Origin of the sequence: Mucilaginibacter gilvus (assembly GCF_004054195.1) — a bacterium.
GTDB lineage: Bacteria > Bacteroidota > Bacteroidia > Sphingobacteriales > Sphingobacteriaceae > Mucilaginibacter > Mucilaginibacter gilvus.
This window is the reverse complement of the sequence record NZ_SBIW01000003.1, coordinates 71,748-85,477: the sequence shown is the minus strand read 5'-3', so window position 1 is coordinate 85,477 and position 13,730 is coordinate 71,748. Positions and strand designations below refer to the sequence as shown.

Below are 13,730 nucleotides of genomic sequence, written 5' to 3'. Positions count from 1 at the left end.
TTTTGTTGAGTAGAATTTTATTTATTAAGCGTTGTAAGCCATGGATTTGGAAATAGCTTCGTTCACACGAAACTCCCTGTCCAGCTTTTCGAGCTTAGCCATGGCGCGGTCGTAGGCATCTTCGCCAAGTAGTAGGTATAAAGGTGGGTTTTCCATTTGCGCTACATCTATAATAGCGGCTGCCGCTTTTTCAGGGTCTCCACTTTGTTGGCCGTCCATTTGCAAGTATTTGGCATGGATATCGCGCACTGCGCTGTAGTCAGCAATGGGGTGTTTGGCCATATTGAGCGATTCCCCGGTCAAGAAACTGGTACGGAATGCGCCCGGGGCAACTACCGTTACCTTTACACCGAACTCGGCAACATCCTGCGCCAATACTTCCGAAAGGCCAACTACAGAGAACTTGGTAGCTGCGTATACCGACCAGCCCGTGTTTCCCGTTATCCCCGCTATAGACGATATATTGATAATATGCCCCGACTGCTGAGACCTCATGTAGGGCATCACCATACGAATAACGTTCAGAGTGCCAAATACATTCACTTCGAAATTGTCGCGGGTTTCGCGGTCGGTGAGTTCTTCTATGCTGCCGCCGATGCCGTAGCCGGCATTGTTTATAACTACGTCAATGCTTTTAAACGCCGCATTTGTTTGGTGGATGGCGCAGCCAACGCTGTCTTCATTGCCTAATTCTACCTCTAATGGTAAAAAGTTGGAGGCTGTTACGCCAACGGCTGATATTAAGTCATTTACCTTACGGGAAGTTGCGGCTACATTGTGGCCGGCTTTTAATAATTGTTTAACCAGGCTAAGCCCGAACCCTTTGGACGCGCCTGTGATAAACCATGTTTTTTTGTTGTCCATAAGCTTGTTTTTTTTTATAAAACAAAGATATGGGGCAAAAACAGGCTACCGTTTACGCAATTCAAACCAATTATTGCAAAATTCAAACAACGCGATACGAAGATGGTGTTTTACTGGTTTGTTTTTTGAAAAAATTATTGAAATGGGCCGGCTCTTCAAAGCCCAGGCTGTAGCTGATCTCGGACACGTTCCAGGTGGTGTGGCGGAGGAGGGCTTTAGCTTCGCTGGCGAGGCGCTCCATAATATGGTGGGTGGTGGTTTTACCCGTGGTTTGGCGGATGGCGCGGTTAAGGTGGTTTACGTGTACCGACAACTGATCTGCAAAATCCTTAGCCGAACGCAACCCGAAGCGCTGTGCCGGCGACTCTATAGGGAACTGGCGCTCCAGCAACTCAGTGAATACCGACGTGATGCGCGAATTGGCATCGGGGTGCTGGTAGAGCCTGTCTGATGGCTGGATCTTCATGGCGTAATGGATCAGCTCGGTAATGTAATTGCGCAGCAGATCGTATTTGAAGCGGTAATCGGAATTGATCTCAGCCAGCATTTTTTCAAACATAGCGAATACATAGCTATCCTGTTCGCTATTAAGCACATATACCGGGTTTGCACCCGGCGCGAACATAGGCAGTTCGTGGATATTGCTACGCATCATTTCGGTAAAGAACGACTCTTTATAGATACAGAACCGCCCTGAATGCTCGTTATTTAAATTCTCGAAAGTATAGGGCACAAAGGGGTTAAAAAACACCAGGGCGCTACCATCCATCTCTATGCTTTTATCGGCATAGTGAATAACGCCCTTACCCCTGAAAAGGCTTACCTTATAAAAATCGCGGCGGCTGTAAACCACAGGCTTTGCCCCCGGCATGTAGCAATCCTCCGTGCGGAAAACGTTGAAGTGGCCGATATCCTGGCTCAGGTTATCGGGCAGCCAATTAAACTTTTGCCGGTAAAAATCCTCGAGTGTTTCTGTAGTTGCCATTATACAAAGTTACATAATTCAAACTATAACAAACAACAGCAAGAGGTAAAAACCGTGGAAACAGTATCCAACTATGCCCCGCAAATAGCCCATTTCAGGTCCATTTTATCAAAAAACTCAAAAAAAAGCATCGAAAATTTCCAAAAAAATGCGGTTTTTTCTAAAAAAAAGGGCAAAAAACGAGCTTTATTGCGGTTTTTATCAACTACCTTTTTGCAATCGAAAATTTCTTATTAACAGTACTACTTTCCGGCCAGGTAAAATTTCTCCCAAAAATCTACTGTTTTGGTGATCTCGCTACGGTCGACAGTATTGCCACCTGCACCGCCGCTCATACCGCCTCCCCTGCGGCCACCGCCGCCACCCATTCCGCCACGACCGCCGCCAGACATGCCACTGCCCCTACCGCCACGGCCACCACCCATGCCGCCACCTTCGGGCTTATCGCCCTGCTTTGGCCGGGTAATGCCATTGATCTTAATATTGAAGGCCCACTCGTTCTTATCGGCGTTATCGGCGTGTAGCATGGCAATAGGCACCGCGGCTTCGTACACCAGGTAACTGTCTTGATCGAACCCGAGCGCGGTTTTGATGCCGTATAGGTTCGCGGTGGTCATTACCTCATTCAGCACATCGGCAAAGCCGGTGGCCTTTATTTGTTTGAGGCGGGTAAGGCTGGCTTCCATCCGCTCCTGCCGGTCGTCCTCGCTGCCGGGCTGGGGTTGGCCGGCGTCTGCGGGTTGTGGCATTATCCTTTCGGCAGGAATAGCCTCTGGGTTGGTATAGGGGAAGGTTACGCTAAAGGCTTCTTTTTTCTTCCCCTTCGGGTCGATAGAGAAAGTGATACCCGCCATCAGCGCGCGGCGCTGTTCGGAGCGGTCGCTGATGCGCACCACCACGTAAATATTATCCTTATCGTTAGCAATGGTGTAGGGGATCTTTTTTTCTTCGCTGATATAGCGCAGACTGTCACCCCACTCGTTGAGCTTACCATCAACCACAACAGCCGCAGGCGGCAATTGCAGCACGGGTTTATCATTTTTAGATTGGGCGCAAACGGCAAGCGGCAGCGCAAAAGCGGCCAGCAAAAGATAATGAACGGGAGTTTTCATCGTGGGGGCTGTGATGTGTTAATAGATATGGTATTAACAGCGGCACCGGCCGGTTATTGTGCGTGGGGAAGTAAAGAGTTTATTACACAGGAGGAGGGGCGGGTAGTTACGTGAGCTGCGCGATGTTTACTGTGTTAAAGCCATAAGATCCTATATGAGAGCCTGTGCGGGCAAATGCCTGCAGAATTTTTTTAGTCTTCTACCCGGTTAAGTGTCCACGCTTATTTCTTAATCCTTAGCTAATTAGATGATATTTAAAAGTTCAAATGCCTACCAATGTTTAAAAATCTGGCGAAGAACATCTGAACTGCTGCCAGTTGGGCGTATTTCGCGGTTTATCTTTTCGAAAAGAATCGTGGCCAGGCATTACCCCCCCATTAGCCAATAAAAAAGCAACCCCGCTTATCACGTCAGGGCTGCTAATTAAACCTACCTTGAGCCACCATTTTATCAATCCAGAACTTAATTTAGGTTCAATTCCAATGCACCGGCAACATCGGGTCTTTGTTCCCTTTCGTCGGTACCAAGTTCAAAGGTCATATTTACACTTATCATAAGGAAGTACGCCATACTCAACACCAGCGATAGCAGTACACTTACTAATACCGCCACTTTTGCTACATCCTGAAAAGCCTCCTGCTTAAAGGCAAGCATAGTGGTGAATATAGACATGGTGAAGCCAATACCGGCTAACATGCCCATGCCAAATACCTGTTTCCATTTTACATTGCTGGGTAAGCTGGCCATTTTTAAGGCTACCAGCACCCTACTGAATAAAAATATGCCTAACGGTTTACCGATAACCAAGCCAAATATTACACCTAAACCAACGGTAGTGGTTAAAGAGCTCAATATGTGCTGAGGGAGTAAAATGGCTGTATTGGCTAACGCAAAAAGCGGCAGTATCATAAAATTCACCCAGCGGTGTATGGCTTTCTCTATTTTTGGGAGGGTAGCCACCGGGGTAGCAAACGCTATTAAAACACCTGTTATACTGGCTTCAACGCCTGAATTAAAAATGGCATACCACATAGCCAGTGAAAGTACTATGTGCAGTGCGCCAAACTTAACCTTGTAATAATTCAATACAAACAACGAACCGTAAATTGCGGCCCCTATACCGAGGAACAACCAATTGATATGGCCGCCGTAAAACAACGCAATAACCACAATAGCACCCAGATCATCGATAATAGCCAACGCCATTAATAATATTTTAAGACCTACCGGTATGCGTTTACCCAACAACGAAGCTATACCAACCGAAAACGCAATATCGGTAGCGGTTGGGATGCCCCAGCCGTGCACATAACTGGTGTGCAAATTAAAGGCAACAAATATAAGGGCAGGCACCAGCATCCCGCCAAGTGCAGCACCAAAGGGCAATACAGCTTTTTTGAAAGACGATAATTCGCCGCTGATCAGTTCGCGCTTAATTTCCATACCGGCCATTAAAAAGAAGAAGGCCATCAGGAAGTTATTAATAAGGCTCACAAAATTATCGGGTAAATGAACAGGCAGCCCCGCCGTAACCCACTCGCCGTTCCACAAATTTTTATAAGCACCTGCAAAACCCAGCGAGTTTGCCAAAAACATAGAGGTAAGCGTACAAACAATAAGCATAATGCCTGTAAAACGGCTATCATTTATCAGCATCCGCAGCGGATTGATGGCTTTGTTTATTATCTTTTTCATGGCAATATAATTTCTCTTTTTAAAATCAACAATACCCGGCGGAATGTAATCCGCCGGGTAATTATTATATAAGTGTCGCGGTCTTTATAGTTAATCTACATAACCCTGCACGCCCATTTCAGGGATGTCGAGGCCTGCAATTTCGTCTTCGGCTTTCACCCTGATAGGTGTAATTTTATTTGATATTTTAAAGAATGCGTACATCACTACAAACACAAACACAAGGCAGGTTAAAGCACCCACGCTTTGCGCACCAAGCTGGCTCGCATCGCCGTAGAACAATCCTTTTACGGGCCCTGCAACACCGTTCCAACCATCACCATAGCTACCATCGGAAAATAAGCCTACTGCTAATACGCCCCAGGCTCCGTTAACACCGTGTACAGCAAATGCACCAACCGGATCATCAATTTTTACTTTATAATCCATTATGTAAATGGTAAGCACTACCAAGGCACCTGCTATAGCACCAATAATTACCGATGATAGGGAATTTACAAATGCACAGGGCGCAGTAATAGCCACCAGTCCGGCAAGCATACCGTTAGCCAGCATACCTGGGTCTGGTTTCTTTTTTTGGATGTATAACAATATCAATACGGCAAGTGTACCCGCTGTACCGGCCATCATGGTGTTCACAGCTACTATACTGATGCGGAAATCGCCACCGGCCAAAGTTGAGCCCGGGTTGAAACCGAACCAGCCTAATGCAAGGATGAACGTACCTAATAAAGCCATTGGTATATTGTGCCCCGGTATGGTATTGGTAGTACCATCGGCATTGAATTTGCCAATACGTGGGCCAATGATGATAGCACCTGCAAGTGCAGCAACGCCACCCACCATATGCACAACGGATGAGCCTGCAAAATCAACCATGCCATGGCCCAAACCAAAATTGGCACCTAACTGCGACAACCAGCCGCCGCCCCAAACCCAGTTACCATATATAGGGTATACGAACATGGAAATAAAGAAACCGAATATGAGGAAGGATTTGAAAGACCAACGTTCTGCCATGGACCCTGTAGGGATGGTTGCTGTAGTATCCATAAACACCATTTGGAACAGGAACAGTGTAAATACGCCTACATCATAAACATCGCTGTTTAAAAAGAAGCCTACCGAGCCAGCCAGCCCAAAATCGTGGCCAAACATATGTACCACATATTCGTGGCTTATTACGCCGGGGGCACCGCCAAGGGTGGCCGCATTAAGCGCGCCGCCAAACATAAATGCGAAACCGCATATCCAGAAACCAAACATACCTACCGCATAAACCATAAAGTTCATACCCATTGTATGTGCTACGTTTTTCTTTTGTGTAAAGCCGGTTTCAACAAGGGCGAAACCTGCCTGCATAAACATTACCAGGAAACCTGCAAGCAAAGTCCACATAATGTTGATAGCAATTTTATTGTGGCCGGCCACTTCGCCAACTTCACTGACAGTTGGTTTACCGGCGGTAGCTGCAGGTACATCATTAATAGTACCGGTTTTAGCGCCTGTAGCATCCTGCGCGAAAGAGCGCGTTGGCTCAAAAAGCATCAGCAATAAAACTACTACCGCACCTATTAAAAGGTACGAAGGGATCTTTTTTTGTAAAAATTTAAAATTCATAGTTGTGAGGGTTAAGTATTTGTTGTTGTTAATAGTTTGCTTTAAGGGAGAATAAAAGATAAATTTTACAAAAAAACGGTATAAAAACTAAATAGCCGTTCTTTAAATGCTAATCTAATAGAAAAAAAATAAAAAAGTATAAAATATTGCAATATCTTATACTTTTTATTTAAAATAATAACATAATAGGATTTTTAGTTAAAAAAACACGGAAAATTGATATTTTTTTTATAAATTAAAAACAGTTTATATCTTAAAATAAATAGATACTATAAAATTGCAACTTAATTTTAAAAAAACACCAAAAAAAATTCCGAATGTTAACACTGGCAAAACTTTTTGTCTTTTTCTGCATAATTTCGCTGCCGTTATTTGTATCGGGCAGACAACGAAAGGCATCTTATAAAAAAAAGAATGATTCGGAAGCATATTCTGAGTATAGTGTGAGTGAAGATGGAATTGAATGGAGGAAAAAGACCGACAACCCCTATAAAACAGATTATTAACCCTTTCACACCCACCGCATAAATTCCCTGGCGTTTGTGTCAAGGGGGGCGACCGATTGAGAATTTGGGTGTCGCTATTAGTGCGCAACCCCAACCCAACTAAACCCGATTGTACGAAAAGCCCGCTTCTACCGGCGGATTGCAGGGAAAGCGGGGCAGAACCTAACCTAAGCAATACTGATTTACCTTTTCAAATTGCTGCAATCACCCTTGGAACAGTATTTGCATACCATCAATTAAAAGCAACATGGCAAAAGCAAAACATATAAGGAAAGCGGCGCGGATTGTGCTGGGTGCAAATTTGATACTCGCGGGCATCAGCCATCTTACTTTTGCACGGAAGGACTTTAGGGCGCAGGTGCCGGATTGGGTACCGCTGGATAAAGATGATACCGTGGTGTACTCCGGCATTGCAGAAATTGCGCTGGGCAGCGCCCTGGTGCTTACGCCTGATAAATACCAGGAAGCGGTTGGTAAAGCAGCGGCCGCATTTTTTGTGGGTGTTTTCCCGGGCAATATTTCGCAATACCAAAATAAGCGCAGCGCTTTCGGTTTGGATACTGACAGGAAAAGGTTGGTCAGGCTGTTCTTTCAGCCGGTGCTGGTTTTTTGGGCGTTAAAGAGCTCCAATAATATTTAGGTGTACGGCCCCTTAGTTTGATTTCAACGGCAGAGTAAACCAAAAGGTACTCCCCTCGCCTACTACGCTATCAACTCCTATTTTACCTCCGTGGCGCTCAATGATCTCGGCGCTGATATACAATCCCAAGCCGAGGCCGCTAAATTGTACACCGCTGGCGTCAACACGGTAATATCGCTCAAATAAATGCGGCAGTTTTTCGGGTGGGATGCCCCTCCCAAAGTCCTGTACGGATATTTTTGCCATGTTGCCCGTTTGGGCGATGTGGAAGAGTATTTTATTGGAATCGGGCGCGTATTTTACGGCGTTGTTAACCAGGTTTACCACTACCTGGTCTATCCGTTCCTTATCGGCGTGTACCTGCAATTGGGTATCCCCGCTGAGGATGAGTTCATGCGTACCCATCAGGCGCACGTGGTCGCAACACTCGTTTACCATTTCGGCCGCAACAAAGTCTGTTTTATGCAATGCCAGTTGCCCGGCCGCAATTTTAGATACATTTAAAAGCGCATCAACCAGGTGCTGCATTTTGGTAAGGTTGGTGTTGGCCTTATCTAAAAACAATGGGATCTTATCAGACGAGGGCTGCGTTTTCACCAGCCGCTCCAGCAACTGCATCGATGCTTTTACCGATGTCATGGGCGTTTTAAGCTCATGGCTGGCAACACTTATAAAATCGTCCTTCTGCTGCTGCAGGCGTTTAAATTCGGTGATATCTAAAACGGTACCCAGCATGCGATAGGGCTTATCGGTGCCATTGAAATACACATCGGCCTGTACCCGGATCCAGTGCAGGCTTTCATCGGGCCAGATGAGGCGGGTTTCGTAAAATATTTTACCCGTTTCTGGCGCACGGGCATGCGCGGCCTGTCGCAAAGCAAGGTCATCTTTATGCATGCGCTCCCTGAACTCGTCGCGACTGCGCGGACCATCAAAACCAAAAATAGCGTTAAACCTATCAGACGTTACAATATTGTCATTAGCGGGGTCGAAGTCAAAGGTTCCTATCTCGGCGGCATCTATGGCCAACCTGGCGCGCTCTTCAGCTTCTTCAATACGGCGGCGGGCAACAACTTTATCGGTAACATCTATGGCAATTACCATAACGGCGTTGTTAACGCCTGCTACGTCGCTTATCGGCTCGTACACAAAATCCATAAAAATTCTTTCGGGCCTGCCCTTGCGGATCATCGTAACCTCGTGTTCCTTGGCAAAAAAGGCCTCGCCTGTTTCAATCACTTTATTTAATACCGGCGCGTAAGCCTCGGCGGCTTCGGGTACGGCATCCCAAATACCCTGCTGCTCCAACTCGGCACGGCTTTTACCCACCAGTTCCAGGTAACTGTCGTTAGCCATTTGTACTACCAGGTCGCCCCCGCTAATGATGCAGATGCCAAGGGGTGCCTGCATAAAAGAGGAATATAACTGCTGTCGCTGATTTTTTAGCGCGTCTATCCCTGCCTGCTCTTTTTGGTTTAGCTTATACAACTCGGTAACGTTGGCGGGCGAATGGATAAAATACCTTACCTGGCCATCGGCATCCAATATAGGGGTGTTGGTAGTTGTCCAGTAACGCTCTTCAAACTCATTGGTACCGCGAATGGGGATATCATACCGGTAGTTGTACATAGTATGCGATTGTTTGGTTTGAATAGCCTGCTGAAAAGAAAAGTGTGTCATTTCGATATTATGCGACACCTCATCTGTTGGGTTGGCCGGGAATGAGCCAAAAACTGAGGTGCCTATCATATCACAGCGCTGCGTATTGGTGGCGTTGCAATAGGCATCATTAGCATCCAGTATGGTATAATACGGCGCGTCTATATCAATAATGAGTATGGCAGCCGGGCTGCATTTAAAAATATCCTGATAACCGATCTCGGAGGTAGATGTAGACATACCGTAAAAATATATTTTCTTAAAACAGGGCGGCAAATATCGGTGCGGAACTGAAAATAAAAGGCTAATTTATAAAAGTTCTGTATAATAACGCAAAATCTTGATGTGTGTTTTAAGTATTCAATTTTGTTATATAAAGGCCTTATTCGTTATGAAAAATATATTATATTGCAGCAAAATATATAATTATTTATGGCAGAATATCAAGAACATAGTTTCTTCAGCGAAGATGCCCGTCCATTTTGGCAATACGTTCAATCCACTATGATCTCGCTTTTAAATAAAGACAAGAACCGTTGCATCCTCGATCTGGGGTGCGGCAACGGCTACCTGGTAAACTTCCTTATTTCACAGGGGTACAATGCCTACGGAATTGATGCCTCGCAAACCGGCATTGCCATTGCCAATAAAGTTAACCCGGGCCGCTTTTTTATCCAGGACCTTGACGACAACCAACTCCCCGCCGAAATACGCGACATGCCGTTTGATACCATCGTATCTACCGAGGTGATAGAGCATATTTATAACCCCTTTATTTTCATGGCGCTTTGTAAAGATGTGCTCACTAAAAATGGCGGCGGCGAACTGATATTGACCACCCCCTACCACGGCTATTTTAAAAATTTGATGCTGAGCGTTTTTAACAAGTGGGACAAGCATACCAACGCGGTTGCGGTTGGCGGGCATATCAAATTCTGGTCTAAGGCATCGCTGGGCCAGTTGCTTACCCAAACCGGCTTTGAGGTTACCAATTTTGTTGGCTGCGGCCGGCTGCCCTACTTTTGGAAAAGTATGGTAATGAAGGGGAAACTGGTGGTGTAAGTTTGTTTCGTGCGTGGTATCCACTGCAATCCTTATCGCTTAAAAACACAGTTCATCCTGAGCGATAGCGAAGGATCTATTACACGCCATACAATAACCGCAAAAGCACGTTGGCTACCGGGCGGCGATCAGATGCTTCGCTATCGCTCGGCATGGCAAGCGGTTTCTCTAACACCTAATTCACCAGCACCTGGTGGATATTTTCCAGCTGGTGTGTATGCCTAATGGTGTGGCAGGCCACAAAATGCAGCCACTCTAACCTGGTGAAAGGCCCCGAGCCGGGCACCTCAAAATCGAGGCAGATGTCGGTCGGGTCGAGCGGTTCAAAGGTTTGCCGGATCTCTTCGCTTTTAGCATTGTATTTACTCAGCACTTCGGTTTTATCCTGCGGTTCTTCGGTAGGTAATATAAATTCCAGGGATTTATATTTGGCGCTGAAATCCAAAAATATTTTTTCTATAAACGCATTGCCTGCATCGGGCTTTCTATCGGCGGGTTTGGTGTTACCGGTGAGCACCTGCGGCAATCCCCACTGCGATTTCAGCATATGGTCGGCAACCTGGGCGGGCGTCCAACTGCCCTCAAATGGCACCGTGTTAAATTGCTGTTGGTTAAACATGCCCAATACCTTTAAAAAGTTATCGGTGGCGGTTTTGTACTCGTTAATGGCTTGCTGTATCATAGTGTTAATTACAAATGTTTATCAATTGGTTGCTATGATAAAGGTACGCCCATTGCCAAAAAGCCGGCGGGTGTAAATACGGCCATTTAAGGGGTGATACGCGACGATATTTTTTTCTCATATCCTTTTTGTAAAACCGCGCCAAACCCCTATTTTCATACCCATAAACCTTATTCAATTCCCATGAAGAAATTCATCCCCTTCAGCTTATTATTCTCTGCCATTTCTATCTGCAGCTACGCGCAGCAGAAATACGCCTACGCGGTAGACCTGGTAAACATCACTAACGACCAGGTGGCAGTAACGCTTACCACACCCGCTATTTCGCAGGAGAGCAACGTATTCTCCTTCGCCAAGGCTATCCCCGGCTCTTATGCCCGTAAGGATTTTGGGCGCTTCATTGTCAACTTTGAAGCTTTTGATAAAGACGGCAAAAAACTAAAGGCCGAAAAACTAAATAAGGATCAATATCGTATCAACAATGCTACCACCCTTGCTACCATCAAATACAAGGTGAACGATACCTGGGACCAAAAACACGACGATTTTATCTTTCAGCCCGGTGGCAGCAATATAGAGGCTGGTGTAAACGTGGTGATGAATAACCACGCGTTTTACGGCTATTTTGAAGATTATAAAAAACTACCGATAGAAGTAAGCATTAGCAAACCACAGGATTTTTTTGGTGCCACACATTTGAATGTAGAGCACCCTGCAGCCAACCTGGATGTAATAAAAGCGCGGGATTTTGTTTACCTGGCCGATAACCCGGTGATCTACTCCCGCCCGGATACTACATCGTTTTATGTGGGCCAAAGCAAAATAAACGTGTTTGTATTTTCGGCAACGGGCAAGGTAAAAAGCGCGCAGGTGGCAGGCTACCTAAAACCTATCGCCGCATCGCTCAGCGCCTTTTTTAATGGCTTGCCGGTAAAATCGTACCAGTTTCTTTATTATTTTGAGGATCCTAAAAAAGCCCTCGCCGACCGCAAGAACGGCGAAGGTGGCTACGGCGCGCTGGAACACAACTACTCGTCGTTATATTATTTACCAGAGGTGCAGTACGAGAAAGACCTGGTATCGATGGTGAACGATGTATCGTCGCACGAGTTTTTGCATATTCTTACCCCACTCAATCTGCACAGTTTCGAGATTGAGAACTTTGATTTCACCGATCCAAAAATGTCTGCCCACCTGTGGATGTACGAGGGCGTTACCGAGTATTTTGCCCACCTGATACAACTGCAAAACGGACTGGTAGACGAGAAAGGTTATTTTAAAGAAATGCGGAGCAAAATGAACGCCGCGGAAGAGTTCGGCAATTTTTCGATGACGGAAATGAGCAAGCGCGTAATGGAAGATAGCTTCCAGAAAAAGTACAGCAGCGTATACAATAAGGGCGCGCTCATCGGCTTCGCGCTGGATATGTTCATCCGCGAGAAAACCGGCGGCACTAAGGACCTGAAGGGCGTTATCATCTCACTCACCCAAAAATACGGCGCAAGTAAACCCTTTAACGACGATGACTTTTTAAACGACTTTGTAGCCGCCTCCCATCCGGATGTAAGGCAATTTATTGATAAGTACATTGTAGGTACCGAAACCGTTCCGTATGGAGACTACCTGGCCAAAGTTGGCTATGAGTACTCCGCGCAGAAGGATATACAGGCCTTTTATCCCGGCAAAATGGGCTTGAAGTTTGAGAACGACATGTTTGTTTTTACCAACGTAGGCGATAACCCGCTAAAAATAAAAGAGGGCGATATTTTTAAAAAGATGGATGGCGTGGAAATAACACAGGCCAACCTTAATGACGTTTGGGAGGAGTATTTTAACGAGAACACCAAACACCCCGAAATTGAGATTACCGTATTACGGGATGGCAAAGAAAAAACCATGAAGGGCCCCATCTTTGACGGCCATTTTAAAACCAAGAACTACCTGGCACCAATGGCTAACCCATCGGCAGAACAACAGGCGGCACTTAAAAAACTCGAAGGCAAATAATGCAGCAGCCCCGGTTTGAAATACTGCCCGAAAAAACGTTTGTGGGCAAGCGCCTGAATATGAGTTATGCTGATAACAAAACGGGCGAACTGTGGCGCAGATTTATGCCCCGGCGGAGGGAGATAGCTAATGCTATTGGCACCGAACTTTATTCGATAGAGCTTTACCCGGAGCAGTTTTTCACCAGCTTTAACCCGGCGGCACAGTTTGAGAAATGGGCGGCGGTAGAGGTATCATCTTTAGAAAACACTCCCGCTGGGATGGAAACGCTCTTATCGCCCCAGGGCTTATACGCGGTATTTGTACATTACGGGCCGGCAAGTACCGGCCCCGTTACGTACGGCTATATTTTTACAGATTGGCTGCCTTCCTCGGCTTACGTAGTTGACCAACGCCTGCACTTTGCCATCATGGGCGAAAAATATAAAAGCGAGTCGGCAGATTCGGAAGAGGAAATATGGATCCCGGTTAGGTCCAAACAATCGGCTGGTTAAACCTTACCGCCTAAGCGTAACTTTACTAATACTCAATATCGCCAATAAACAGGCCGTTAGAGCGTTATAACACGTATTGGCTTTTTTATAAAAATATATAGCTATATTAAGCCTATATTTTTTTAGGGAAGCGACTGCTTTAAGGGGAATTTATGGAAGATGTTATTATACAAGTTATTGTTACCGCCTTTTTAGTGCTGATGCCGCTGTTTGGCCCCAAAAACCGGCGGCGCGAACCCGATTTTAAACAGCAAACGCAGATCCATTCTATCTATGGCATTAACGAGGACGGAAGGATGGAATTACTAAAGAAAGAAGGCGAAGACAACGCTTAATCCTTATTCGGTAAATTAAGCGTTAGGCCAGCATCAACATAGGTTGCGCCTCAATACGGCATCACTAAT

At 45.8% G+C, this 13,730-nt stretch carries 12 protein-coding genes; 5 read left to right on the top strand and 7 right to left on the bottom strand.

Features of this window, described 5'->3' with window-relative positions:
- Positions 1-24 precede the first annotated feature (24 nt).
- The 5 genes from EPL05_RS06405 to EPL05_RS06385 form a co-directional block, all read right to left on the bottom strand.
- Positions 25-864 carry an SDR family NAD(P)-dependent oxidoreductase gene (locus EPL05_RS06405; protein WP_128533132.1) on the bottom strand — a complete coding sequence of 280 codons (840 nt, stop codon included), beginning with the start codon at positions 862-864 and terminating at the stop codon, positions 25-27.
- 82 nt (positions 865-946) lie between these two features.
- The gene (locus tag EPL05_RS06400; RefSeq protein WP_128533131.1) at positions 947-1,849 is read right to left on the bottom strand and encodes a helix-turn-helix domain-containing protein; all 903 of its coding nucleotides are present in this window, start codon (positions 1,847-1,849) and stop codon (positions 947-949) included.
- 242 nt (positions 1,850-2,091) lie between these two features.
- A complete protein-coding gene (locus EPL05_RS23920) occupies positions 2,092-2,961 on the bottom strand; it encodes a hypothetical protein (RefSeq protein ID WP_166727648.1) in 870 nt (289 codons plus the stop codon).
- 462 nt (positions 2,962-3,423) lie between these two features.
- Positions 3,424-4,656 carry a Na+/H+ antiporter NhaA gene (gene nhaA, locus EPL05_RS06390; RefSeq protein WP_208394689.1) on the bottom strand — a complete coding sequence of 411 codons (1,233 nt, stop codon included), beginning with the start codon at positions 4,654-4,656 and terminating at the stop codon, positions 3,424-3,426.
- A gap of 90 nt (positions 4,657-4,746) precedes the next feature.
- The gene (locus EPL05_RS06385) at positions 4,747-6,276 is read right to left on the bottom strand and encodes an ammonium transporter (RefSeq protein ID WP_128533130.1); all 1,530 of its coding nucleotides are present in this window, start codon (positions 6,274-6,276) and stop codon (positions 4,747-4,749) included.
- 753 nt (positions 6,277-7,029) lie between these two features.
- Between EPL05_RS06385 and EPL05_RS06380 the strand changes: the two genes are divergently transcribed.
- Positions 7,030-7,422, top strand: a complete 393-nt coding sequence (locus EPL05_RS06380) for a DoxX family protein (RefSeq protein ID WP_128533129.1) — start codon at positions 7,030-7,032, stop codon at positions 7,420-7,422.
- A 12-nt stretch (positions 7,423-7,434) separates the two neighbouring features.
- On the opposite strand, the gene EPL05_RS06375 is transcribed toward EPL05_RS06380, so the two are convergent.
- Entirely contained in the window at positions 7,435-9,321 is a 1,887-nt protein-coding gene (locus tag EPL05_RS06375) for a PAS domain-containing sensor histidine kinase (RefSeq protein WP_128533128.1), read from the bottom strand.
- 192 nt (positions 9,322-9,513) lie between these two features.
- Here EPL05_RS06375 and EPL05_RS06370 point away from each other — a divergent pair, with 192 nt between their 5' ends.
- Positions 9,514-10,143: a class I SAM-dependent methyltransferase gene (locus tag EPL05_RS06370; RefSeq protein ID WP_128533127.1), complete on the top strand. Its 630-nt coding sequence runs from the start codon at positions 9,514-9,516 to the stop codon at positions 10,141-10,143.
- A gap of 175 nt (positions 10,144-10,318) precedes the next feature.
- On the opposite strand, the gene EPL05_RS06365 is transcribed toward EPL05_RS06370, so the two are convergent.
- Positions 10,319-10,825, bottom strand: a complete 507-nt coding sequence (locus EPL05_RS06365) for a DinB family protein (RefSeq protein WP_128533126.1) — start codon at positions 10,823-10,825, stop codon at positions 10,319-10,321.
- Positions 10,826-11,008: 183 nt separating this feature from the next.
- Between EPL05_RS06365 and EPL05_RS06360 the strand changes: the two genes are divergently transcribed.
- From EPL05_RS06360 to EPL05_RS06350, 3 genes are all read left to right on the top strand, one after another.
- Entirely contained in the window at positions 11,009-12,832 is a 1,824-nt protein-coding gene (locus EPL05_RS06360; RefSeq protein WP_128533125.1) for a M61 family metallopeptidase, read from the top strand.
- Entirely contained in the window at positions 12,832-13,326 is a 495-nt protein-coding gene (locus EPL05_RS06355; RefSeq protein ID WP_128533124.1) for a GyrI-like domain-containing protein, read from the top strand. The genes EPL05_RS06360 and EPL05_RS06355 overlap by 1 nt, the downstream gene beginning before the upstream one ends.
- 152 nt (positions 13,327-13,478) lie before the next feature.
- Positions 13,479-13,661, top strand: coding sequence for a hypothetical protein (locus EPL05_RS06350; RefSeq protein WP_128533123.1), 183 nt, complete (start codon positions 13,479-13,481; stop codon positions 13,659-13,661).
- Positions 13,662-13,730 lie beyond the last annotated feature (69 nt).

What these genes read in the sequence shown, in the direction of transcription:
- EPL05_RS06405 (WP_128533132.1), bottom strand. Translation starts at nt 864, where the DNA reads ATGGACAACAAAAAAACATGGTTTATCACAGGCGCGTCCAAAGGGTTC.
- EPL05_RS06400 (WP_128533131.1), bottom strand. Translation starts at nt 1,849, where the DNA reads ATGGCAACTACAGAAACACTCGAGGATTTTTACCGGCAAAAGTTTAAT.
- EPL05_RS23920 (WP_166727648.1), bottom strand. Translation starts at nt 2,961, where the DNA reads ATGAAAACTCCCGTTCATTATCTTTTGCTGGCCGCTTTTGCGCTGCCG.
- nhaA (WP_208394689.1), bottom strand. Translation starts at nt 4,656, where the DNA reads ATGAAAAAGATAATAAACAAAGCCATCAATCCGCTGCGGATGCTGATA.
- EPL05_RS06385 (WP_128533130.1), bottom strand. Translation starts at nt 6,276, where the DNA reads ATGAATTTTAAATTTTTACAAAAAAAGATCCCTTCGTACCTTTTAATA.
- EPL05_RS06380 (WP_128533129.1), top strand. Translation starts at nt 7,030, where the DNA reads ATGGCAAAAGCAAAACATATAAGGAAAGCGGCGCGGATTGTGCTGGGT.
- EPL05_RS06375 (WP_128533128.1), bottom strand. Translation starts at nt 9,321, where the DNA reads ATGTCTACATCTACCTCCGAGATCGGTTATCAGGATATTTTTAAATGC.
- EPL05_RS06370 (WP_128533127.1), top strand. Translation starts at nt 9,514, where the DNA reads ATGGCAGAATATCAAGAACATAGTTTCTTCAGCGAAGATGCCCGTCCA.
- EPL05_RS06365 (WP_128533126.1), bottom strand. Translation starts at nt 10,825, where the DNA reads ATGATACAGCAAGCCATTAACGAGTACAAAACCGCCACCGATAACTTT.
- EPL05_RS06360 (WP_128533125.1), top strand. Translation starts at nt 11,009, where the DNA reads ATGAAGAAATTCATCCCCTTCAGCTTATTATTCTCTGCCATTTCTATC.
- EPL05_RS06355 (WP_128533124.1), top strand. Translation starts at nt 12,832, where the DNA reads ATGCAGCAGCCCCGGTTTGAAATACTGCCCGAAAAAACGTTTGTGGGC.
- EPL05_RS06350 (WP_128533123.1), top strand. Translation starts at nt 13,479, where the DNA reads ATGGAAGATGTTATTATACAAGTTATTGTTACCGCCTTTTTAGTGCTG.